Below are 21,133 nucleotides of genomic sequence, written 5' to 3'. Positions count from 1 at the left end.
CTCGGGAGAGCATAACCGACGCTGAGGGCACCTGAAGTGCCCGCGGCGAGCGAGAGGGCGCTCGGTCGCCAGCGGCATACTGAAGGCAGGACAACTCGGGCTTTGCTGACCGCGAGAGGATCGTGCCTGGACCGTCACACAGTGATGTCCCACATTTCTGCACAGTCGGCGTAAGCGCTTGACGATATCGGGCCTTTTGCGAATCTGGTGGGGGATCCTGGCGCCCCAATCACGCGCCTGCTCCAGTTCTCACCAGTTCTGTGGAATTGCCACATCGCCCTTCTCGCGAACGTAGAGGTGAGACAGTTTGATTTCCGGATAATCAAGCCGAGTCAGCAGCGCGGCGACTGCAGTTGCCTCGCGGCCCTTATCATACCTGACGTCGCCCTCGCCTGATCCACTGGCGTGGCCCAAGAGATAGTTAAGGCGGAGCTGGTCAGAATAGTCGAGCAGGTGCTCGCGCAATCGAGTGTTCACGTTATGGCGGAAGGCGTGCGAGCCGACACCCTTGCGGAAGACGCCGATATCCCGGCGGTACTCGACAAACCAGCGGGTGATATGCGGGCCTCTTTTCTCGTCGGCGCCCTGCGGCTCAATCTCGGGGAAGAGCGGATCCGATGCTTCCGGGGCAATCTGCGCGACGTATTCCAAGAATCCAGTTCGGATAAGCTCCGGGTGGATTGGGATGGTGCGTTCGGCGTTGGGGTTCTTTAGGCGCCGGTGCTCCGCTGTGATTTTCATCTGCCAAACACCTGCTTCGCTGATGATATCTTTTCGGCGTAGGTCCGCCACCTCCTCTAGCCGGGTTCCTTCGAGGACGCAGAGCAGTGGAATCCAGAACCGGGCGTCCCGGATGATCTGCGTGCCGCGAGCGGATCTTTGTGAAGGGTCTCGGCCGGTCCAGACCGCGGAAGAGAACAACTGGCGCAGTTCCTGGTCAGCCCACTTATCGCGGGCCTGGCGAGCGTCATCGAGTGAGAAGTCGTGCTCTCCCAGAGCGTCATTTCGCTCCGTCAGGGAGAGATGGCCGCGATCCACGGCGAGCTTGAGAAACACCGACAGGGCGGAGAGGTGGCGCTTAACCGTCTTGTCGCTCAGCCTCGGCGCGTCGCTCGCATCGGCGCGGGCGATGAGGTCCTCCACCGACAGATCCCTGTCCCTCGGTGACTTCCCATAGGTGGATGGGAGACGCCGTAGGGTGTCGAGATAGGCCGTGATGTCGCGGCGCCTGTAATCCCGCGCGGGCCGGTCGCCGAGGATGGCGAAGAAAAGACGAAGGGTCGTCCGCTCCTGCGCCATGCCCTGCTGCCGTATCTTGTCGCGGCCGCGTTTCTCGAAGAAGGGTTCGACGAGCGATGAGAGTGGTCCAAGGAGAGTTGCGGCTGCGGGCGGAAGGGCCGGCGGGTTGATTTCGAACGCCCCATCCAGGTCGGTCTGCGGCCCCGTTGCTGGCAGGGCAGGGGGGCGACCAGTCCACCTGCCGTCGGGACTGTCCTGGCTTCGACCGAGACGTTGGTATGGAGACGCATTCCAGCCAGAGACCGGTCGTCTTCGGGACGACTCCCGTAGTTTCCGGCTTCGCGGGCGGCCTCCTCGCGGAACACGCCTTCCATCACTCGCAGCCCCACACGCTCCAGAACTGGGCGGAGTTCGGGTGTGATCTCCACCCCTGCCACTGCAGCGGCGTCGATCACCAACTCGCGGGCCACGGCGTGGTCATTCAACTGGAGCGCGCGCCTGACGGTCATCGCGCGACCAAGCGCTGCCTGTGACCGGTGCTGGGCGGCGGCGAGGGCGTCGATCCGGGCCGGACGCTGGGGCGGCGATGCAGACCGAATTGCGGCTAAGAGCGGCCCAGCAAGGTGGTCAGGAAGAAAGATTGGTCCGCCATCGCGACCAACAGGATCCACGTTGCTGGTGGCGTCGCAGTCGGCAGGCGGTAGATGCTCCGCGGCTTCTATGAATTCGGCGATCTGGTCAGCGAGGGCAGTGTCGAGCGGAACCGTGACTTCCCCGCCCGTTGTCAGCGCCTTGTCGGGAGCGCGACGTGAGCGCGCCACCTCCAGCACGGAATGCATGTGATCGCGCGCAAGGCCGGCGAATTCGGCGGCGGTGATCGTACCGGGAGCATCCATTGCGACCGTCCTCTCGAGCAGCGCGTCCAGTTGCCGGGCCCGGTAGATGGCGGTCCGGCGGTCGCGTGTTCGCAGAGATAAACGAACTGACGGTTGTTTGCCCGCGGGAGCGGTGCCTCGCGCCAGCAAGGCGGGGATCCGACGTCGCCAGTACCAGACGCCGGTGCGGAGGGTGATGTGGGCGGGGACGAGTTGCGGGCGGTTAAGGGGGCGGACAACAGGACCGCCCTGCGCAGTTGTGTCCCAGTTTTGTGTCACAGTTGAAGGGTCTCGCGGCCTGGGGTGGGCGCGATCACCAACTTCGCTTTGAAATCAGAAGCCTGTGCCGGAGTGGCTGGGGAACCTGGATTCGAACCAAGACTGCCCGAGTCAGAGTCGGGAGTTCTACCGTTAAACTATTCCCCAACGGCAGGCGTGGCGCCCTATAGCCCGGTGCGGAGGGGGCCGCAAGCCACCTCCTGTTCGCCCCGGTGGAATAAGGGCTTGCCGGTCCCTATCTCCAGGCGGATCATCGTCAGTTCAATACCATGCAGACCCGGAACGCCTCGCAGTCGCCGGGTGGCAGGCGGGGGGGAGCCCCCCCGGCGCCGCCGCCCATTGCTCCCCCCGTTGGCACCCCTGCCGGGGCGCCGCTCTATGCTGCGCTGGATCTGGGCACCAATAACTGCCGATTGCTGGTCGCCAGCCCCTCTGGCGCTGCCGGCTTTCGCGTGCTGGACAGCTTCAGCCGCATCATCCGGCTGGGTGAAGGGCTGAGCTCCACGGGCGCGCTGTCCGACGCCGCCATGGATCGCGCGGAGGCCGCGCTGGAGGCGTGCGGCCAAAAGCTGGCACGTCGCCCCGTGCAGGCCGTCCATGCGGTCGCTACAGAGGCCTGCCGGCGCGCCACGAATGGACCCCGATTCATGCAGCGGGCGGAAAAGGCCCTGGGGGCCCCCATTCGCGTCATCCCTGCGCGGGAGGAGGCGGAGCTGGCCATGGAGTCCTGCGCCCCTCTCTTCCGGCCCCATGACCGGCGTGCCCTGCTCTTCGACATCGGGGGCGGATCGACCGAGATTGCCTGGATTCGCACAGACGAGCCCGAGCGGCCCCGACTGATCGGCACCATTTCCGTCCCGCTCGGCGTGGTCACGCTGGTTGAGCGGGATGGCGCGGCCTGCTTCGGGGGAGAGGGCTTCGACCGGGTTGTGCAGGAGGTGGCGGCCAAGTTCGAGGGCTTCGACGCTGTCCACTGCATTCGCCAGGAGATGCGTGCGGGCGGGGTTCGGCTGATGGGCACTTCGGGCACCGTGACCACCCTGGCCGGCATCGCGCTGGATCTGCCCCGCTACAATCGCGCCGTGGTGGACGGGCATGACCTGGAAATGGCCTGCGCCGACCGTGCGCTCGAGGTGCTACGGGCCATGGGGCGGGAAGGCCTGGCCGCGCACCCCTGCATCGGGCCGGAGCGGGTTGATTTCGTTCTGCCGGGCTGCGCCATCTATGCCGCCATCCGCCAGGTCTGGCCCGCCGCTGGCATCACCGTCTGCGACCGCGGGCTGCGCGAGGGGCTTCTGCTCCGCGCCATGCGGGAGCGCCGTCGCCCCCGCCGCGGCGCCTGAACCGCACGCGCCCACTGGGCGCCTGAACCATTTGGAACCGAGCTCCGTGACTGAATCCCGTAAGACGGGCGAGCGCAACCTCTCCACGCGGCTGCGCACCGCCAAGGGCCGCACCACAGCCAGCCAGAAATGGCTCGAGCGGCAGCTGAACGACCCCTATGTGAAGGCAGCCAAGGCCGCGGGCTGGCGGTCCCGCGCCGCCTTCAAGATCATCGAGCTGGATGACCGCTTCAAGCTGTTCCACCCGCATCAGCGCGTGGTGGACCTTGGCGCCGCGCCGGGTGGCTGGACCCAGTACGCCGTGAAGCGGGTTGGGGAGCGCGGGAAGGTCGTCGCCCTCGACATCCTGCCGATGGATCCCGTCAGCGGCGCCATCGTGCTGCAGGGTGATTTCAACGACGAATCGGCCGAACAGGCCGTACTGGATGCCCTGGCAGGGCAGGCGGACCTCGTGATGTCCGACATCGCGCCCAACACGACTGGCCACAACGCGACCGACCACCTGCGTATCCTGGCACTGGTCGAGTTGGCGGCCGACTTCGCGGCCAAGGTCCTCGCCCCTGGCGGCGCCTTCGTGGCCAAGGTGTTCCAGGGCGGAACCGAGCGCGACATCCTGAACGCCCTAAAGCGCGACTACGCCACAGTGCGGCACGCCAAGCCGCCCGCCAGCCGCAAGGACAGTTCCGAGATGTATGTCGTCGCCCGGGGCTTCCGGGGCGGCCAGAGCGCGGGCCGGGCGGGAGGGCAGGGGACCGCGCGGGAGAACGGCCGGGACGCATGAGGCGCACAGCCGCAAGGCCTGTCCCGGGCTGATCCCCTCGCGCAGCGAGGGGCTGCGTCTCGCCACGGTCATATGCCCGGCCTTGCGGCGCGGGCCGCAAGGGGCGTAGGAGGGATCGCCAAGGCAGCGCCGCCCCGTCCCGAGAGGCCCCCGCTCATGGCACCCGATACCAACACGCCTCGCTTTCTCGCTCGCTTCGAGGAAGCCTACGCCTTCGACGATGTCCTTCTCGTCCCGGGCTTCTCCTCAGTTCTGCCCAACCAGGCCGATACCCGCACGCGAATCACGCGGGAAATCGCGCTGAACATCCCGCTCGTCGCCGCCGCGATGGACACGGTAACTGAAGGACCCATGGCGATTGCCATGGCCCAGGCCGGCGGTATCGGGGTGATCCACAAGAATCTCTCCATTACGGACCAGGCCGCCCAGGTCCGCCGGGTGAAGAAGTTCGAGAGCGGCATGGTCGTGAACCCCGTGACCATTCACCCCGATCAGACCCTCTCCGATGTCCGCGCCCTGCAGGAGCAGTACCGAATCAGCGGCATTCCCGTGGTGGAGCCGGAGACGGGGCGGCTGGTGGGCATCGTCACCTCTCGCGACGTGCGCTTCGCGACCGACCCGAACCAGCGTGTCTATGAGCTGATGACGCGGGAGCATCTGGTCACCGTGCCCGCCGATGTCACGCCGGACCAGGCTCGGGCGCTGCTGCACAAGCACCGGATCGAGAAGTTGCTGGTAGTGGATGAGCGCGGCCGCTGCGTCGGGCTGGTCACCGTCAAGGACATGGACAAGGCCAAGGACAACCCGAACGCGGTGAAGGACGGGCTCGGCCGCCTACGGGTGGCCGCAGCCACGGGCACGGGGGAGGACGGGCGGATGCGCGCGGAGGCCCTGGTGGCCGCCGATGTGGACATCATCGTGGTGGATACTGCCCATGGTCATTCGGCCGGGGTGCTGAAGTCGGTCGAGGTGATTAAGCGCCTCTCCAACTCCGTGCAGATCATCGCCGGCAATGTCGCCACGCCCGAGGCCGTGCAGGCGCTGATTGAGGCGGGCGCGGATGGCGTGAAGATCGGCATCGGCCCGGGCTCCATTTGCACCACACGCATTGTGGCCGGAGTCGGTGTGCCGCAGCTGACGGCCGTGATGGAATGTGCCGCGGCGGCGCGGGAGCGGGACGTTCCGGCTATCGCCGACGGCGGCATCCGCACCTCCGGCGACATCGCCAAGGCAATCGCGGCCGGCGCGGACTGCGTGATGATGGGCAGCCTGTTCGCGGGCACCGACGAGGCCCCGGGCGAGGTGTTCCTCTACCAGGGCCGCTCCTACAAGTCGTATCGCGGCATGGGCAGCCTCGGCGCCATGGCCCGCGGCTCGGCGGACCGCTACTTCCAGGCGGATGTGCAGGACAGCCTGAAGCTGGTGCCCGAGGGCATTGAAGGGCGGATCGGCTACAAGGGGCCGGTGGGCAACGTCATCCACCAGCTCGTCGGCGGGCTGAAGTCGGCCATGGGCTATACCGGTAACGCGACCGTTTCCGAGATGCAGTCCAACTGCCGGTTCCGCCGCATCACCGGTGCCGGGCTGCGCGAGAGCCATGTGCATGACGTGGCGATCACCCGCGAAGCCCCGAACTACCGGCAGGAAGGGTAGGGGCGAAAGCGCGCCGCAAATCCCGCGGCGCGCCCCTATCTTCACAACATGACTCCTTCCGCCCGAATCTCCGCCGCCATTGCCCTTCTCGACGCGCTGGAATCCGCTCCACGCCGCCCCGCCGACGCAGTGGCGAACGACTTCTTCCGCGCCCGCCGCTATATCGGCGGGGGTGACCGCCGCGCCATTTCCGACCTCACCTGGGGCGTGGTGCGGGAAAGGGCGCGGTTGGACTGGCATCTCGACCATGTCGGCGCCGCCCCGACCGGCCGGCTGCTCATGGCCGCCCACCTCGTCCTCGCCGGCGAGGGTGGCAGCCTCGCCGGAGTGGAGGCTGCCTTCGCGGGCGGCCAGTATGCCGAGCGGCCCTTAACCGCCGAGGAGCGCCGGTATCTCGCCAAGCTGGAGGGTCGCCCGTTCCTGCACCCGAAGATGGACGAGGCCACCCGCCTCAATCTGCCAGAATGGGCGATCCCGGGTCTGCGCACCCGCTTCGGGGATGCGCTTCCCCAGGCCGCCGCCGGGCTGGAAGGCACCGCGCCGCTCGACCTGCGGGTCAACATCCTTCGCACGACGCGTGAGGCCGCCGCCACCGCCCTGGCTGCGGAGGGAATTCCCACCACTCCCACTCCCTTCTCGCCTTGGGGCCTGCGGATCGCCGACCGTCGCCCGGTTCTGGCGACCCAGGCCTTCGCGGACGGGCTGATCGAGATCCAGGACGAGGGCAGCCAGCTCATCGCCCTGCTGGCCGATGCGCGGCCGGGGATGAAGGTTGCGGACTACTGTGCGGGAGCGGCCGGCAAGACCCTGGCGATGGCGGCCACCATGGGGAACCGGGGCCGGATCGCTGCCCTCGACGTCTCCGTGCCCCGGCTGACCGGCGCCACCAAGCGCCTGCGCCGGGCCGGCGTGGACAATGCCGAAACGCATTTGCTGGAAGCGGGCGATCGCTGGGTGAAGCGCCGAGCCGCGAGTTTCGACCGCGTGCTGGTGGACGCCCCCTGCACCGGGACGGGCACCTGGCGCCGCAACCCGGATGCGCGGCTGCGGACCACGGAGCGGGACGTGGCGGAGCTCATCACGAAGCAGCGCGCCATCCTCGATCGGGCCTCGTCGCTGGTGCGCCCCGGTGGAAAGCTCGTCTACGCTACCTGCTCGGTACTTCCCGGGGAGGATGAGGAGCAGGTGCGGGACTTCCTCGACCATCATGCGGACTTCATCGCCGTGCCCCTGTCCGAGGCCTGGGCCGAAGCCGGGATGACGGGCACACCGCCCGGGGACGGGCCGGACATGGCCCTTGCTCCTCACAGCCACGGCACGGACGGCTTCTTTGCCGCCGTGCTGCGCCGAAGGGCCTGAGCCCTTGGTGATCGGGGCGGCACCATGATCCAAGTGCGGCGCGCCCGGCCAGAGGATGCGGCCGCGATCGGCGCCATCCACCGCATCTCCTGGCAGGACAGCTATCCCGGCATCCTGCCGGAATCCTACCTTGCCGGGCTGGACGAGCGGCGAATCTCGGCTGGCTATCTGCGCGCCATGCTGGCGCGGCGGGGAGGGGAGGCGGTGTTCGTCGCCTGCGGGCCGGATGGGGCGCCGGTGGGCTTCTGCTCCGCCGCGCGCGCCCGGCGCCAGGGAATTGCGGAGGGGGAGATCGAAACCCTCTATCTTCTGCCGGACTGGCAGGACCAGGGGATCGGGCGGCGGTTGATGCGGGCCTCGGCCGCGCATCTGCAGGCCGTCGGCTGCGCCTCGGCCATGCTCTGGGTTCTATCGGCCAACGGCGCGGGCTGGTTCTACCGCCGGCTTCGCGGCAAGCCGGTGGGGCGGGAGGCGATCCGCGTCGGTGGCCGCCAAGTGGAGCAGACGGCGGTGCTCTGGAACCCGATCGGCCTGCTGCTGGACGCCACGGCGGCCACGCGGGAGGGGGATGCGCAAGGCAAGGGTTGAAGCGCGCCGCGTTCTGTGGTGATGGCCGCCATGGCCGACACGACTCCCCTCTCCGATGCCCCCTATGCCCACCAGCCCGGAAGCGAGCGCCACCAGCGCCTGCTGATCCTCGATTTCGGCAGCCAGGTGACGCAGCTGATCGCGCGCCGGCTGCGCGAGGAGGGGGTCTATTGCGAGATCTGGCCCTTCACCGCCGATGAGGCGCGTATCCGCGCCTTCGATCCCATGGGCATTATCCTCTCCGGCGGCCCGGCCTCTGTGACGGAGGGGGAGAGCCCGCGGGCGCCGCAGGCAGTGTTCGGGATGGGGCTGCCGGTGCTCGGCATCTGCTACGGCCAGCAGACCATGTGCGCGCAGCTCGGCGGCGTGGTGGAGGCCGGTGACCACCGGGAATTCGGCCGGGCGCATGTGACGGTGGCCGAGGATTGCGACCTGTTCCACGGGGTGTGGGACAAGGGCGCGCGAGAGCAGGTCTGGATGAGCCATGGCGACCGGGTCACGGCCCTGCCGCCCGGCTTTCGCGCCGTCGCCACCTCCGAGGGTGCGCCCTTCGCCGCCATCGCAGACGACGCCCGCCATTTCTACGGCGTGCAGTTCCACCCGGAGGTGGTGCACACGCCGCACGGCCATGCCCTGCTGAAGAACTTCGTCCGCCTCATCTGCGGCGCCAAGGGCGACTGGACCATGGGTGCCTTTCGCGCCGAGGAGATCGCGCGCATCCGTGCCAAGGTCGGCACTGGCCGCGTGATCTGCGGGCTCTCGGGCGGCGTCGACTCCTCGGTAGCTGCGGTGCTGCTGCACGAGGCGATTGGTGACCAGCTCACCTGCATCTATGTCGATCACGGGCTGATGCGGGGCGGGGAAACCGAGCAGGTGCTCTCCACCTTCCGCGACCGCTTCAACATCAAGCTGGTGCATCGGGACGCGAGCGACCTGTTCCTGGGCGCGCTGGCCGGGGTGACGGATCCCGAGATCAAGCGCAAGACGATCGGGCGTCTGTTCATCGAGGTGTTCGAGGAGGAGCAGGCGAAGATCGGCGGCGCCGACTTCCTGGCCCAGGGCACGCTGTATCCGGACGTGATCGAGAGTGTCTCCGCCACCGGCGGTCCGTCGGTCACCATCAAGTCCCACCACAATGTCGGCGGCCTGCCCGAGGGCATGCGGATGCAGCTGGTGGAGCCGCTGCGCGAGCTGTTCAAGGACGAGGTGCGGGCGCTCGGCCGCGAGTTGGGAATGCCGGAGGCGATCGTGGGCCGGCATCCCTTCCCGGGGCCGGGCCTGGCGATCCGCATCCCGGGCGAGGTGACGCGGGAGAGGGTGCAGATCCTGCAAAAGGCCGATGCGATCTTCCTCGAGGAGATCCGCAGCGCCGGGCTGTACGACGCGATCTGGCAGGCCTTCGCGGTGCTGCTGCCCGTGCGGACGGTGGGCGTGATGGGCGATGGCCGCACCTATGACCAGGCTTGCGCGCTGCGCGCCGTGACCAGCACGGACGGCATGACGGCCGATGTCTATCCCTTCGAGATCGCGTTCCTGACCCGGGTGTGCAACCGCATCGTCAACGAGGTGCGCGGCATCAACCGCGTGGCCTATGACGTGACGAGCAAGCCGCCCGGCACGATCGAGTGGGAGTGAGCGCTGCCGCCAGGGAGGCGGATAGCGGCTGAGGGCGGCTCTGGAGGGGCGGGACGGGAAGGGCCAGGATGCCCTTGCCATCCGGAGGACCGGGGGCGATTCCTTTTGGGGGAAACAGCCATGCTGAAGACGATCCTGGCCGCCGGGGTGGCGGCGCTTCTCGCACTGCCAGCCCTGGCGCAGCAAGCCGCGCCGGACACGGTGGCCGCCATCCGGGCCCGCGGCGCCCTTGTTTGCGGCGTCACGCCCAATTCCCCCGGCTTCGGCGTGCCGGACAGCCGCGGCGAGTGGCACGGCATCGATGTGGATTCCTGCCGGGCCATCGCGGTCGCCGTGCTCGGCGATGCTCGTAAGGTGCGTTTCGTGCCGGCCAGCACGGCGCAGCGATTCACCATGCTGCAGTCCGGCGAGATCGATGTTCTGGCCCGCGTGACGACCTGGAGCATGTCGCGGGAGGGAGGTCTCGGCCTCGCCTTTGCCAGCATCAACGTCTTCGACGGGCAGGGCTTCCTGGTGAAGACAGAGTCCGGCGTCACCTCCGCCCGCCAGCTTGATGGTGCGACAATCTGCCTGCTGCCGGGCACGACGAACGAGCTGAACGTTGCCGACTATTTCCGCACGCACAACATGCGCTTCACCCCCGTGATCATGGACAATGTTGAGGAGCTACGGGCGGCTTTCCTTTCCGGCCGCTGCGACAGCTACTCCACTGATGCCTCTGCGCTCGCCACCTACCGGGCCAGCCAGGGCGCGAATGCCAGCCGCTTCCTCGTGCTGCCCGACATCATCTCCAAGGAGCCGCTGGGCGTCGCTGTCCGCAAGGGCGATTGGCGCTTCTTCGACATGGCGCGCTGGGCCCATTTCGCCATGGTGACGGCGGAGGAGTTGGGCATCGACAGCCGCAACATCGACAGCTTCGCCAGCAGCCCGAACCCGGATGTGCAGCGCTTCCTCGGCAGGTCCGGCGACCTCGGCCAGGCAATGGGCATGAGCAACGACTGGGCGGCGCAGATTATCAGGCAGGTCGGCAACTTTGCAGAGGTGTGGGACCGCAATCTCGCGCCGCTCGGCATTCAGCGCGGGGTAAATGCGCTCTGGACCAAGGGTGGGCTTCAGTACGCGCCGCCGCTGCGCTGAGCCCTCGCGGACTGTGGATTACGCGGATCGTGGGGAAGGTTCTGCCTCACGGAGATGTTTCCGTTAGATGAAACTCGCAGCACTGGCCGACGACTCGCTGAAATCACGCGAGTCGTCGGCCTTTTGGCAGGTGCGTCATTGCCGGCCGTGTCCGGAACGCCACGGCAACCGACTACATGTGGGGTTCGTTTTCCGAACGCCGCGCGATATCTTGTGCGGACCACCTCCCAGAGGCATCCTCCGGTCCGGGGGAATTCAGGGGTTTTCTGCACGATGTTCGACGCCATTCAGCTCGAGGGCCACGGTCAGGTGAAGGTCGATCGCTCGCGCGATTCCCTTCTGACTGCCTTCGGCAAGGACACGCTGAGCGACCGTTATCTGCTGCCGGGCGAGTCCTATCAGGACCTCTTCGCGCGCGTCGCCAGCGCCTATGGCGATGACGCTGCGCATGCGCAGCGTCTTTACGACTATATCTCGAAGCTGTGGTTCATGCCGGCGACACCGGTGCTGTCGAATGGCGGCACCAAGCGCGGTCTGCCGATCTCCTGCTTCCTGAACGAGGCCGATGACAGCCTCGACTCCATCGTCGGCCTCTGGAATGAGAATGTGGCGCTCGCCTCCAAGGGCGGCGGCATCGGCTCTTACTGGGGCAACCTGCGCTCGATCGGTGAGAAGGTGGGCATGAATGGCAAGACCTCCGGGGTCGTGCCCTTCATCCGCGTGATGGACAGCCTGACGCTGGCCATTTCCCAGGGCTCGCTGCGCCGCGGCTCGGCGGCCGTGTACCTGCCGATCTCCCACCCTGAGGTGGAGGAGTTCGTCGAGATCCGGCGCCCGACCGGCGGCGACCCGAACCGCAAGGCGCTGAACCTGCACCACGGCATCCTGGTGTCGGACGCCTTCATGCGCGCCGTCGAGGCCGATGAGGAATGGGCCTTCACCAGCCCGAAGGACGGCGCCCTCGTGCGCAAGGTCTCCGCCCGCGCCCTGTGGATCCGCATCCTCACCGCCCGCATCGAGACGGGCGAGCCGTACCTGATTTTCTCCGACCACGTGAACCGCGCGATGCCGGAGCACCACAAGCTGGCCGGGCTGGAGGTGAAGACCTCCAACCTCTGCTCCGAGATCACGCTGCCGACCGGGCGCGACCATCACGGCAAGCAGCGTACTGCGGTGTGCTGCCTGTCCTCGCTGAATTGCGAGACTTGGTTCGAGTGGAAGGACGACCCCAACTTCATCCCGGACGTGATGCGCTTCCTGGATAACGTGCTGCAGTCCTTCATCGACAGCGCCCCGGACACGATGGCCAAGGCGAAATACAGCGCCATGCGCGAGCGCTCCGTCGGGCTGGGCATCATGGGCTTCCACTCCTTCCTGCAGGCGCAGAACGTTCCGTTCGAGAGCGTGATCGCCAAGGTGTGGAACGTGAAGATGTTCAAGCACATCCGTACCCAGGCCGATGCGGCGAGCCGCGAGTTGGCTGCCGAGCGCGGTCCGTGCCCGGACGCTGCCGAATACGGCATCATGGAGCGGTTCTCGAACAAGATCGCTATCGCCCCGACCGCCAGCATCAGCATCATCTGCGGCGGTGCGTCCCCGGGCATCGAGCCGATCGCGGCCAATGTCTACAACCACAAGACGCTGTCCGGCTCCTTCATCGTTCGTAACCCGTATCTACAGAAGGTTCTGGCGAAGCACGGGCGGGACGACGACGACACCTGGACCTCGATCACCGTCACCAAGGGTTCGGTGCAGCATCTGGACTTCCTGTCGCAGCAGGAGAAGGACGTCTTCAAGACGGCTTTCGAGCTGGACCAGCGCTGGGTGATCGAGCACGCTGCCGACCGCACGCCCTATATCTGCCAGAGCCAGTCGCTGAACGTCTTCCTGCCCGCCAACATTCACAAGCGGGACCTGCACCAGATCCATTATCAGGCGTGGAAGAGGGGCGTGAAGTCGCTCTACTACTGCCGCAGCCTGTCGATGCAGCGGGCTGACGTGGTCAGCGACAAGGTCGCAGTACAGCCGAAGCTCGGCTACGCGGTGGAGGACGTGGTAGCGCCGCTGCCGATCGCCGCCACGCCCACCGAGAGCACCAACTACGAGGAATGCCTCGCCTGCCAGTGATGTGAAGAGGTGTGATTGGACCGCCGGGTGTCGGCGGTCCCAATCTCCTTCCGAACCGTAGGGTCCTTGGCCCGCGGCATCGTCCAGGCCGGCCGCGTATTCCGGCCACAAGCAGACTCGACCAACGCCCATCAGGATTCCCGCCATGCCCGACGGCGCCATCTCCCGTGACGAACTGCCCGTTCAGTTCGACCTGCTGACCTCCAACCCCGTCTACAAGCCCTTCCGCTATCCTTGGGCGTATGACGCGTGGCTGATGCAGCAGCGCCTTCACTGGCTGCCGGAAGAGATTCCGATGGCTGACGACGTGAAGGATTGGCAGAAGAACGTTACCCCGGCCGAGAAGAACCTGCTGACGCAGATCTTCCGCTTCTTCACCCAGGCGGATGTCGAGGTGAATAACTGCTACATGAAGCACTACTCCCAGGTGTTTAAGCCGACGGAAGTGCTCATGATGCTGTCCGCCTTCAGCAACATCGAAACAATCCATATTGCGGCTTACAGCCACCTGCTCGACACGGTGGGAATGCCCGAGCTCGAGTACAGCGCCTTCCTCAAGTACAAGGAGATGAAGGACAAGTTCGACTACATGCAGAACTTCTCGGTCGAGAATAAGACCGAGATCGCGAAGACCCTGGCCGCCTTCGGTGCCTTCACCGAGGGGCTGCAGCTCTTCGCCTCGTTCGCCATCCTCATGAACTTCCCGCGCCACAATAAGATGAAGGGGATGGGTCAGATCGTCTCCTGGTCCGTGCGCGACGAGACGCTGCACTGCCTGTCCTGCATCCGTCTCTTCCGCACCTTTGTGCAGGAAAACCCGGAGATTTGGACTGAGGAGCTGCGTCGCGACCTTTACCTGATCTGCGCGACGATCGTGGACCATGAGGACGCCTTCATCGACCTGGCCTTCAGCATGGGCGGCGTGGAGGGCCTCGATGCGCCACAGACCAAGGAATACATCCGCTTCATCGCCGATCGCCGCCTGCAGCAGCTCGGCCTCGAGCCGCTCTACCACATCGAGAAGAACCCGCTTCCCTGGCTCGATGAGATGCTGAACGCGGTGGAGCACACCAACTTCTTCGAGAATCGTGCCACTGAGTACTCCCGCGCCTCGACCGAAGGGACGTGGGAGGAGGCCTTCGCCGAGCACACCTTCAGCGGCTCGCCGCAGCCCACGGGCGAGATCCTGCTCAGCGATTCGGCCCGACACTGAGTACAAAGGCGGTCCGGCAGCTATCGCCGGACCGCTTAAGAACCGTTTTCCGGGGCTGTTTCACACTTCATCCGCAATCCTCGGATCGGGGCCGTTCACGGTAACAGGTTCCACGGCTATGCTGGCCTCGTCGTCCCTGACTGAGGGAAACGGTTGTCCGGTGCGGGCGCCGCGTTGAACGGGAGTCGCAAAGGGCATGGCTGCGGACGAGCCAGACGGGCCAAAACCGCCGGGGCGCCCCCAGGCGGCTCCCCGGCACACCCGTCGGCTGACGGACAAGATCCTCATCGCCTTCCATCATGCCTGCGATCAGGGCGATTATGAGGTGGCGGAGGAAATGCTCCGGATCCTCGAGATGATGATCACGCGGCGCACGGTCGCGCCCGATGCCAACCGCCGCAAGAACATGGAGAGCCTCGTCGCCGCGCATGAGCGGCTCTGGCTGCTCCGCCATCCCGATACGGAGAGCTGAGCGCAAGTCTCAGCCAGGCGCGCCGCCCCAGGGCAGCACCGCGCCGCGCAGCACCGCATCGGCCTCCGCGGTCCAACCGTCTTCCCCATGCAGCACCAGCCCCGGATAGATCGCCGCTGGCGCCCCCGGCGCCTTCCGCGCGCGCAGCAACACCCGGCGCGCCGGGCGGCCAGTACGTGGCCAGAGCGGCATCACCTCCACCCCTCCAAGCCCTGCTGCGCGAAGCGCGGCAGTTCCGGCATCCAGCCGCGCGGCCGGAAGCACCAGCGTGGCCCGGCCGCCGCGGCCGAGCGAGGCGGCCAGCAGCGTCGCCCAGGGCTGCAGCCCGACACTCCCGCCATGGGTTGCCCCAGCCCTTACCGGCGCCGGTGGCGCGGAGCCGCCGGGCCAGTACGGGGGGTTGCTCACCGCATGGGCGCAGCGAGGCAGGCGAGCCCGCAAGGCCGGATCGGCCACGTCACCCTCGAGAACCTCCACTCGGTCGGCCCAGCCATTCAGTGCCGCATTCTCACGGGCAAGTGCCGCCAGTGCCGGGTCGCGCTCAACCGCGATCGCACGCGTGCCTGGGCAGCGGGCCAGCACGCAAAGGAAAACCCCGCCCGGGCCACATCCCGCATCCAGGACCAGCTCGCCCGACCGGGCCGGGACCGAGGCGGCCAGCATCACAGCGTCCAGCCCGGCGCGGAGCCCAGCCTCCGGTTGGCGCAACAGCACCTGGCCGCCCAGTAGGGTGTGGACAGGGCCCGAGGTCAGCCCGCCCGCCATTCCCCAGCCTCGCGCAGCAGGGTTTCGGCGGCGGCGGCCTGCTCCTCCGGCACGGCGAGGCGTTGGGGAAAGGCGCCGATGCGTCCCTCCACGGCACTGACATGCTGGTCCAGCAACAGGGGCCGCAGCCCACCATCGCGCAGCAGGGCCTGGAGGAAGCCCAGCCGGACGGGATCGCCCTCCGAGAGCAGGACGCGGATCATGGCACCTCGTCGTGATGGGGGTCTTTCCGGCCGCCCGTTGCTGCCTGCCGACCCCGCCGGTATGGTGCCGGCCCCCATGGACAGGTCAATGCCCGCGTGAGCGCCACCACCGCGCCCATTTCAGCCGCGCCCAATCCCGAACACGCGCTGGAAGCCCTCACCGAACTGGTCCGGGACGATCTGGAGGCGTGCAATCGACTCATCGTCGATCGGATGCAAAGCCCGGTCGCACTCATCCCGCAGCTCGCGGCGCATCTCGTTGCGGCGGGAGGCAAGCGCATCCGGCCGCTGCTGACGCTGGCGGCCGCCAAGCTGTGCGGCCATCGCGGCCAGCGCCACATCGCGCTCGCCGCTTGCGTGGAGTTCATTCACACCGCAACCCTGCTGCATGACGACGTGGTGGACGAGAGCGCGCTGCGCCGCGGCGCGCCCAGCGCCAATGCGGTGTTCGGCAACAAGCCCAGCGTTCTGGTCGGCGACTTCCTGTTCGCCCGCGCCTTCCAGGTGATGGTCTCTGACGGCTCGCTGCGGGTGCTAGACATCCTGGCCACAGCCTCCGCTACCATCGCGGAAGGCGAGGTGCTGCAGCTCGTCACCCAGAACGACACGGCGACCACCGAGGAGCAGTATCTCCAGGTGATTGAAGGGAAGACTGCCGCCCTTTTCGCCGCGGCCACCGAGGTCGGCGCGGTCGTTGCCGATCGGCCACAAGCCGAGGCGGAGGCGCTGCGCGAATATGGCCACAGCCTCGGAATCGCCTTCCAGCTCGTGGACGATGCGCTGGACTACTCTGCCAGTCAGGCTGCGCTCGGCAAGACGGTCGGTGATGACTTCCGCGAGGGGAAAATCACGCTTCCCGTGCTGCTGGCCTTCAATGCCGCCGGGGAGGAGGAGAAGGTCTTCTGGCGCCGCGTCCTCGAACAGCGGGAGCAGGAGGAGGGCGACCTGGAAAAGGCGATCGGCCTTATGCAGTCCCGCGGCACGCTGGACGCTACCATCACCCGCGCACGGGAATACGGGACGCGGGCGCTGAACGCGCTGGCAACTTTCCCGGACGGGCCAGAGCGGCGGGCGTTGGCAGGGATCGTCGAGTTCTGCATCGCGCGGGCGCGGTAGGGAGCAAGGCCGGGGGAAGGTGAACTCCTCGGGATCACCTACTCGCATTCCAAGATGATCAGCCAGCCGGCATCGCTGGACCGCCAACCTTACGGGCAGAAACAGAGGCGGCGGGGGGACACTTCCCCCCGGGCTTGCATTCTCAGCCCCGCCCGAGCCAGGGCATCTTCGTCGCCATGATCGTCAGGAAGGGGATGTTCGCGTCCAGCGGCATCGAAGCCATATGCGCGACCGTTCGGCCGACATGTGCCACGTCCATCCGCGGCTCCACCATCATCGACCCGTCCGGCTGCATCACACCCTTTGTCATGCGCTCGGTCATGGGCGTCGCGGCATTCCCGATGTCGATCTGGCTGGCGGTGATGTCGTGCTTGCGGCCATCCAGGGCGATCTGCTTCGTCAGCCCGGTCACCGCGTGCTTCGTGGCGGTATAGGCGGCGGCGCCGGGGCGCGGTGCGTGGGCGCTGATCGACCCGTTGTTGATGATTCGCCCGCCGCGGGGCGATTGGTTCTTCATGATGCGATAGGCGGCCTGGGCGCAGAAGAAGGTGCCGCTGAGATTGGCGGCAACCACGCCGTTCCAGTCCTCGATCGACAGCTCGTCGAAGTCCACAGCCGGGGCGCCGCGACCGGCATTGTTGAACAGGACGTCCAGCCGGCCGAAGCGCTCCTTCACCTGGGCGAAGGCGGCTTCCACCTGGGCGCGGTCTCCGACATCAGCGGTGATGGCATAGCCGCGATCGGAACCGGCGATGGTCTCCTGCAAGGGCTCGATCCGGCGGCCGAGGACGGCCACGGTCCAGCCATCCGCCAGCAGCGCCTGCGCCGAGGCACGCCCGATTCCCTGCCCAGCGCCGGTCACCACCGCATAACGGTCCGCCATGGAAGTTCCCCCTTGGTCGATTGAGGCGCGGAGCCTGCGTCCCGCGCCGGCCGCTGACAAGCTCCGGCTGGCGGCCGGCAGCGTCCACTGCCGACGCGTGTACCCCCGGAACTGATGGGCAACTGCCCCACCGAGGCCGCGTTCTCCGAGTGGATACCGAAGCCCAGACTGCGGAGCGCACACTATGAGCGACGACGAGACCACACCGCCCAGCGATGCCCAGGTCACCGGCAAGAGCCCTATTGCGGACAACCCGCGCGCGCACCGGCAGGCTCATGGGCGCAAGGCCGAGGAGCGCGGGGATGATCCGGCGGCTGGCACGGCGGACGAGCCTGTCTCGCCTGGCGAGTTCCAGGCCGGGGACAGGTCCGAGCTGGCGCAGGCGCTCGGCGGGCCCGTCGACATCTCCCCCATCCGTGGCCGCCGCATGATCGAGCGGGAAGAAGAATAGGCCGGGCCCCGCGGCCGCCGGCAACTCGCCAACCGCCATCACCGAACTGCCAGAGAGAAAGGCGCCTGCCATGAGCGACCGTCCCGACCCCGACGACGAGGTTGATCTCGTTGTCAGCCTCGCCACCATCGTGGGCATCATCGATGCAGCCCGCGGCGTGGGTGAGCTTCAGGAGGAGGCCACCAACGAGGACGTGCAAGATCCGGAGGTCGCGGACGAGATCGACCCCGACGCGATGGCCGACACGCTGAAGGGCCTCATTAACGAGCTGAACGAGGATGAGCAGGCGGCCCTGATAGCCCTTACCTGGATCGGACGCGGCGACTACGACGCATCCGAGTGGCAGGAGGTGCAGCGCCTGGCCAAGGAGCGCAACGAGGACGGTTCAGCGGCCGATTACCTCACAGGCATGGAGCTGTTTGGCGACTACCTGTCCGAGGGCGTGGCCGCCTTCGGCTACTCCGCCGAAGAGGTTGCCCGCTAGGACGGCATAGGGCCGACCAGGCTTCCTCGACCCTTCGGCGCCTACCCGCCGCCGCGCCCAGGTCTATACTGACCCAAAACGGGGCGGCGGGGGGCAGGATGGAACGCTACGGGATCGGCCAGCCGGTGCGGCGCCGCGAGGATGTTCGCCTCCTCACTGGCCGGGGCCGCTACACGGACGATATCGACCCGCCCAACTGCGCCCAGGCCGTCGTTCTCCGCTCCCCTCACGCCCAGGCGCGAATCCTCTCGATCGATACGGCCGCTGCGCGGGTCGCGCCCGGCGTGCTGCTAGTGCTGACTGGCCGGGATGCCGAAGCGGACGGGCTGGGACGCCTGCCAACGCTGTTCGACGTGGCCGGCCGGGACCGCCCACTTTTTGATCCCAAACGCGAAGTCCTGCAGACCACGCGCGTACGCTATGTCGGAGATCCCGTCGTGCTGGTGGTCGCGGAGACGCGCCAGCAGGCAACCGACGCGGCGGAGCTAGTGGAGGTGGCCTACGATCCGCTGCCCTCCGTGACGGACACCGCCGCTGCCGCCCGCGCAGGCGCGCCGGTCATCTGGGAGGATTGCCCGGACAACGTCGCGGTGCTGTGGGACAGCGGACGGCAGGAGGAGACCCAGGCGGCTTTCAGCCGGGCAGAGCGCGTCGTCTCGGTCGATCTCGTGAACAACCGCATGGTCGGGAACCCGATGGAGCCGCGCGTCGCGCTCGGGGATTGGGACCCGGAGACCGAGCGGTACATCTTCCATGGCCCGAGCCAGGGCGCGCACCGCATTCGCGACAACCTCGCCAAGCACGTGTTCCAAGTGCCGCCGGACCGCATGCGCGTGGTCTCCCCCGATGTCGGGGGTGGCTTCGGGGTGCGCGGCAAGCTGATGCCGGAGAACGCGATGGTGCTCTGGGCCGCGCGCAAGCTCGGCCGCCCCGTGAAGTGGCTTGCCGGGCGTACGGAGACCTTCCAGTCCGACCCGCATGGGCGGGACCAGGTGACCACGGCCGAGATGGCGCTAGACGCCAGCGCGAAGTGCCTGGGCGTGCGCATCCGCACCGTGGCGGGAATGGGCGCCTATCTGCAGGATATGGGCCCGCGGATCCCCACCACCGGCGGTGCGCGGGTGATGGGCACGGTCTATGACGTGCAGGCCATCAACAACCAGGTGCGCTGCGTTTTCAGCAACACCGTGCCGACAGACGCCTTCCGCGGCGCGGGCCGGCCGGAGACGGCCTACATTATGGAGCGGCTGTTCGATCAGGCGGCGCTGGCCTTCGGCATTGGCCGCGACGAGGTCAGGCGACGCAACCTCGTCCGCCCGGATCAAATGCCCTATCGCAATGTCGTCGGGAACCTGATCGACAGCGGAGACTTCCCGGGCACCCAGGCCATGGTGCTGAAGATGGCGAATTGGGAAGGGTTCCCCGATCGCCGTGCCGAGGCGGAGGGACGCGGCCGGCTGCGCGGGATTGGGCTGGGCTATTTCATCGAGGCTTCGGGCGGCATGCCCAGCGAGTGGGCGCGGCTGAGGATCACGCCCGAGGGCCGGGCCGAAATCCGCGTCGGTACCTTCAGCCATGGCCAGGGGCATGAAACTGCCTTCGCTCAGATCGTGGCGGAGCGGCTGGGGATCGATCCCAACCTCATCACGCTTATCCAGGGCGACACGGACGAGGTGGCCTCCGGCAGCGGTACTGGCGGGTCACGCTCCTCGCAGATGGGCGGCGTCGCGGTGCTGCGGGCGAGCCACGCGGTGGTGGAGAAAGCCCGGCGCATCGCGGCGCATCTCCTGGAGGCAGCGCCCGGCGATGTCGAATTGGCCGGCGGCCGTTTCCGCGTGGCTGGCACCGATCTCGGCCTCGACTGGTCCCGCGTCGTCGCCGCGGCGCACGACCCGGCGCGGCTACCCGAAGGCGAGGTGCCCGGGTTGGACGAGGCGCTGACCTATACCCGCGACAGCGAATGCAACTTCCCCAACGGCTGCCATGTCGCCGAGGTAGAGATCGATCCGGAGACGGGCCGGGTGGAGCTGGTGCGCTACGCCGCGGTCGACGATGTGGGCAACGTCATCAACCCGATGCTCGTGCATGGCCAGATGCATGGCGGGATCATGACCGGCATCGGCCAGGCGTTGATGGAGGAGGCGCGCTACGATCCCGAGAGCGGCCAGTTCCTCACCAGCACCTTCCAGGATTACTGCCTTCCCCGCGCTGGCGATGCCTGCACCTTCGAACTGGCACTGAACATCGTGCCCACTCCCACCAACGATCTCGGTGTGAAGGGTGCGGGCGAGGGGGGCGCCTGCGGGGCGCCGCCCGCCATCGTCTCCGCCGTTTGCGACGCTTTAGGAATCGCCCATCTCGACATGCCGTTGACCCCAGAAAAGGTTTGGCGGGCCGTCCGGCAGGCGGGCTGATCAGCAGCCCTCCGCAAGGTTGGCGTGCCGTACAGGCAGCAGGCGGCGCATTAGCGGAAAGTCCGGGTTCCAACTCCGCGACATGGCCCTAAGATCGTTCTTGTAATCGATAGGAT

Annotated in this window: 18 protein-coding genes, 1 tRNA gene and 1 pseudogene; 14 read left to right on the top strand and 6 right to left on the bottom strand. The window is 67.4% G+C overall.

Features of this window, described 5'->3' with window-relative positions:
• Positions 1-249: 249 nt before the first annotated feature.
• The 3 genes and pseudogenes from ACVBD7_RS08655 to ACVBD7_RS08645 all read right to left on the bottom strand — a co-directional run bounded on the left by ACVBD7_RS08655 (position 250) and on the right by ACVBD7_RS08645 (position 2,540).
• Positions 250-1,299: a hypothetical protein gene (locus ACVBD7_RS08655; protein WP_458097763.1), complete on the bottom strand. Its 1,050-nt coding sequence runs from the start codon at positions 1,297-1,299 to the stop codon at positions 250-252.
• An 851-nt stretch (positions 1,300-2,150) separates the two neighbouring features.
• A pseudogene (locus ACVBD7_RS08650) lies at positions 2,151-2,393 on the bottom strand (DUF6538 domain-containing protein); the annotation flags it as partial.
• 73 nt (positions 2,394-2,466) lie between these two features.
• Positions 2,467-2,540: transfer RNA gene (locus ACVBD7_RS08645), tRNA-Gln, on the bottom strand.
• Between the two features lie 266 nt (positions 2,541-2,806).
• Between ACVBD7_RS08645 and ACVBD7_RS08640 the strand changes: the two genes are divergently transcribed.
• The 10 genes from ACVBD7_RS08640 (at position 2,807) to ACVBD7_RS08595 (ending at position 14,701) form a co-directional block, all read left to right on the top strand.
• Complete coding sequence (locus tag ACVBD7_RS08640; RefSeq protein WP_458097074.1) at positions 2,807-3,736, top strand: Ppx/GppA phosphatase family protein; 930 nt, start codon at positions 2,807-2,809, stop codon at positions 3,734-3,736.
• Between the two features lie 46 nt (positions 3,737-3,782).
• Positions 3,783-4,517 (top strand): RlmE family RNA methyltransferase, encoded by a 735-nt coding sequence (locus ACVBD7_RS08635; RefSeq protein ID WP_458097073.1) that lies wholly within the window; start codon positions 3,783-3,785, stop codon positions 4,515-4,517.
• 156 nt (positions 4,518-4,673) lie between these two features.
• Positions 4,674-6,170, top strand: coding sequence for an IMP dehydrogenase (guaB, locus tag ACVBD7_RS08630; protein WP_458097072.1), 1,497 nt, complete (start codon positions 4,674-4,676; stop codon positions 6,168-6,170).
• 48 nt (positions 6,171-6,218) lie between these two features.
• The gene (locus ACVBD7_RS08625) at positions 6,219-7,529 is read left to right on the top strand and encodes an RsmB/NOP family class I SAM-dependent RNA methyltransferase (RefSeq protein WP_458097071.1); all 1,311 of its coding nucleotides are present in this window, start codon (positions 6,219-6,221) and stop codon (positions 7,527-7,529) included.
• A gap of 24 nt (positions 7,530-7,553) precedes the next feature.
• Positions 7,554-8,117 (top strand): N-acetyltransferase family protein, encoded by a 564-nt coding sequence (locus ACVBD7_RS08620; RefSeq protein ID WP_458097070.1) that lies wholly within the window; start codon positions 7,554-7,556, stop codon positions 8,115-8,117.
• A gap of 30 nt (positions 8,118-8,147) precedes the next feature.
• Positions 8,148-9,752 carry a glutamine-hydrolyzing GMP synthase gene (guaA, locus tag ACVBD7_RS08615; protein WP_458097069.1) on the top strand — a complete coding sequence of 535 codons (1,605 nt, stop codon included), beginning with the start codon at positions 8,148-8,150 and terminating at the stop codon, positions 9,750-9,752.
• Positions 9,753-9,872: 120 nt separating this feature from the next.
• Complete coding sequence (locus ACVBD7_RS08610; RefSeq protein WP_458097068.1) at positions 9,873-10,889, top strand: amino acid ABC transporter substrate-binding protein; 1,017 nt, start codon at positions 9,873-9,875, stop codon at positions 10,887-10,889.
• A gap of 273 nt (positions 10,890-11,162) precedes the next feature.
• A complete protein-coding gene (locus tag ACVBD7_RS08605; protein WP_458097067.1) occupies positions 11,163-13,016 on the top strand; it encodes a ribonucleoside-diphosphate reductase subunit alpha in 1,854 nt (617 codons plus the stop codon).
• Positions 13,017-13,161: 145 nt separating this feature from the next.
• Positions 13,162-14,229 (top strand): ribonucleotide-diphosphate reductase subunit beta, encoded by a 1,068-nt coding sequence (locus tag ACVBD7_RS08600; protein WP_458097066.1) that lies wholly within the window; start codon positions 13,162-13,164, stop codon positions 14,227-14,229.
• A 196-nt stretch (positions 14,230-14,425) separates the two neighbouring features.
• The gene (locus tag ACVBD7_RS08595; protein ID WP_458097065.1) at positions 14,426-14,701 is read left to right on the top strand and encodes a hypothetical protein; all 276 of its coding nucleotides are present in this window, start codon (positions 14,426-14,428) and stop codon (positions 14,699-14,701) included.
• Positions 14,702-14,710: 9 nt separating this feature from the next.
• Here the strand turns inward: ACVBD7_RS08595 and ACVBD7_RS08590 are convergent, their stop codons facing one another.
• Positions 14,711-15,466 (bottom strand): tRNA1(Val) (adenine(37)-N6)-methyltransferase, encoded by a 756-nt coding sequence (locus tag ACVBD7_RS08590; RefSeq protein ID WP_458097064.1) that lies wholly within the window; start codon positions 15,464-15,466, stop codon positions 14,711-14,713.
• The gene (locus tag ACVBD7_RS08585) at positions 15,451-15,669 is read right to left on the bottom strand and encodes a putative signal transducing protein (RefSeq protein WP_458097063.1); all 219 of its coding nucleotides are present in this window, start codon (positions 15,667-15,669) and stop codon (positions 15,451-15,453) included. Before ACVBD7_RS08585 ends, ACVBD7_RS08590 begins: the two co-directional genes overlap by 16 nt.
• Before the next feature lie 96 nt (positions 15,670-15,765).
• On the opposite strand from ACVBD7_RS08585, the gene ACVBD7_RS08580 reads away from it, so the two are divergent.
• Positions 15,766-16,785: a polyprenyl synthetase family protein gene (locus ACVBD7_RS08580; protein ID WP_458097062.1), complete on the top strand. Its 1,020-nt coding sequence runs from the start codon at positions 15,766-15,768 to the stop codon at positions 16,783-16,785.
• A gap of 142 nt (positions 16,786-16,927) precedes the next feature.
• Here the strand turns inward: ACVBD7_RS08580 and ACVBD7_RS08575 are convergent, their stop codons facing one another.
• Positions 16,928-17,668: an SDR family oxidoreductase gene (locus tag ACVBD7_RS08575; RefSeq protein WP_458097061.1), complete on the bottom strand. Its 741-nt coding sequence runs from the start codon at positions 17,666-17,668 to the stop codon at positions 16,928-16,930.
• Positions 17,669-17,852: 184 nt separating this feature from the next.
• Here ACVBD7_RS08575 and ACVBD7_RS08570 point away from each other — a divergent pair, with 184 nt between their 5' ends.
• From ACVBD7_RS08570 to ACVBD7_RS08560, 3 genes are all read left to right on the top strand, one after another.
• Complete coding sequence (locus tag ACVBD7_RS08570; protein WP_458097060.1) at positions 17,853-18,119, top strand: hypothetical protein; 267 nt, start codon at positions 17,853-17,855, stop codon at positions 18,117-18,119.
• Positions 18,120-18,189: 70 nt separating this feature from the next.
• The gene (locus tag ACVBD7_RS08565; RefSeq protein WP_458097059.1) at positions 18,190-18,603 is read left to right on the top strand and encodes a DUF3775 domain-containing protein; all 414 of its coding nucleotides are present in this window, start codon (positions 18,190-18,192) and stop codon (positions 18,601-18,603) included.
• Between the two features lie 98 nt (positions 18,604-18,701).
• The gene (locus tag ACVBD7_RS08560; protein ID WP_458097058.1) at positions 18,702-21,017 is read left to right on the top strand and encodes a xanthine dehydrogenase family protein molybdopterin-binding subunit; all 2,316 of its coding nucleotides are present in this window, start codon (positions 18,702-18,704) and stop codon (positions 21,015-21,017) included.
• Positions 21,018-21,133 lie beyond the last annotated feature (116 nt).

The sequence above is a fragment of the Roseomonas sp. WA12 genome, assembly GCF_054165765.1.
The sequence above is the reverse complement of the archived record's forward strand: the minus strand, read 5'-3'. Positions and strand labels throughout refer to the sequence as shown.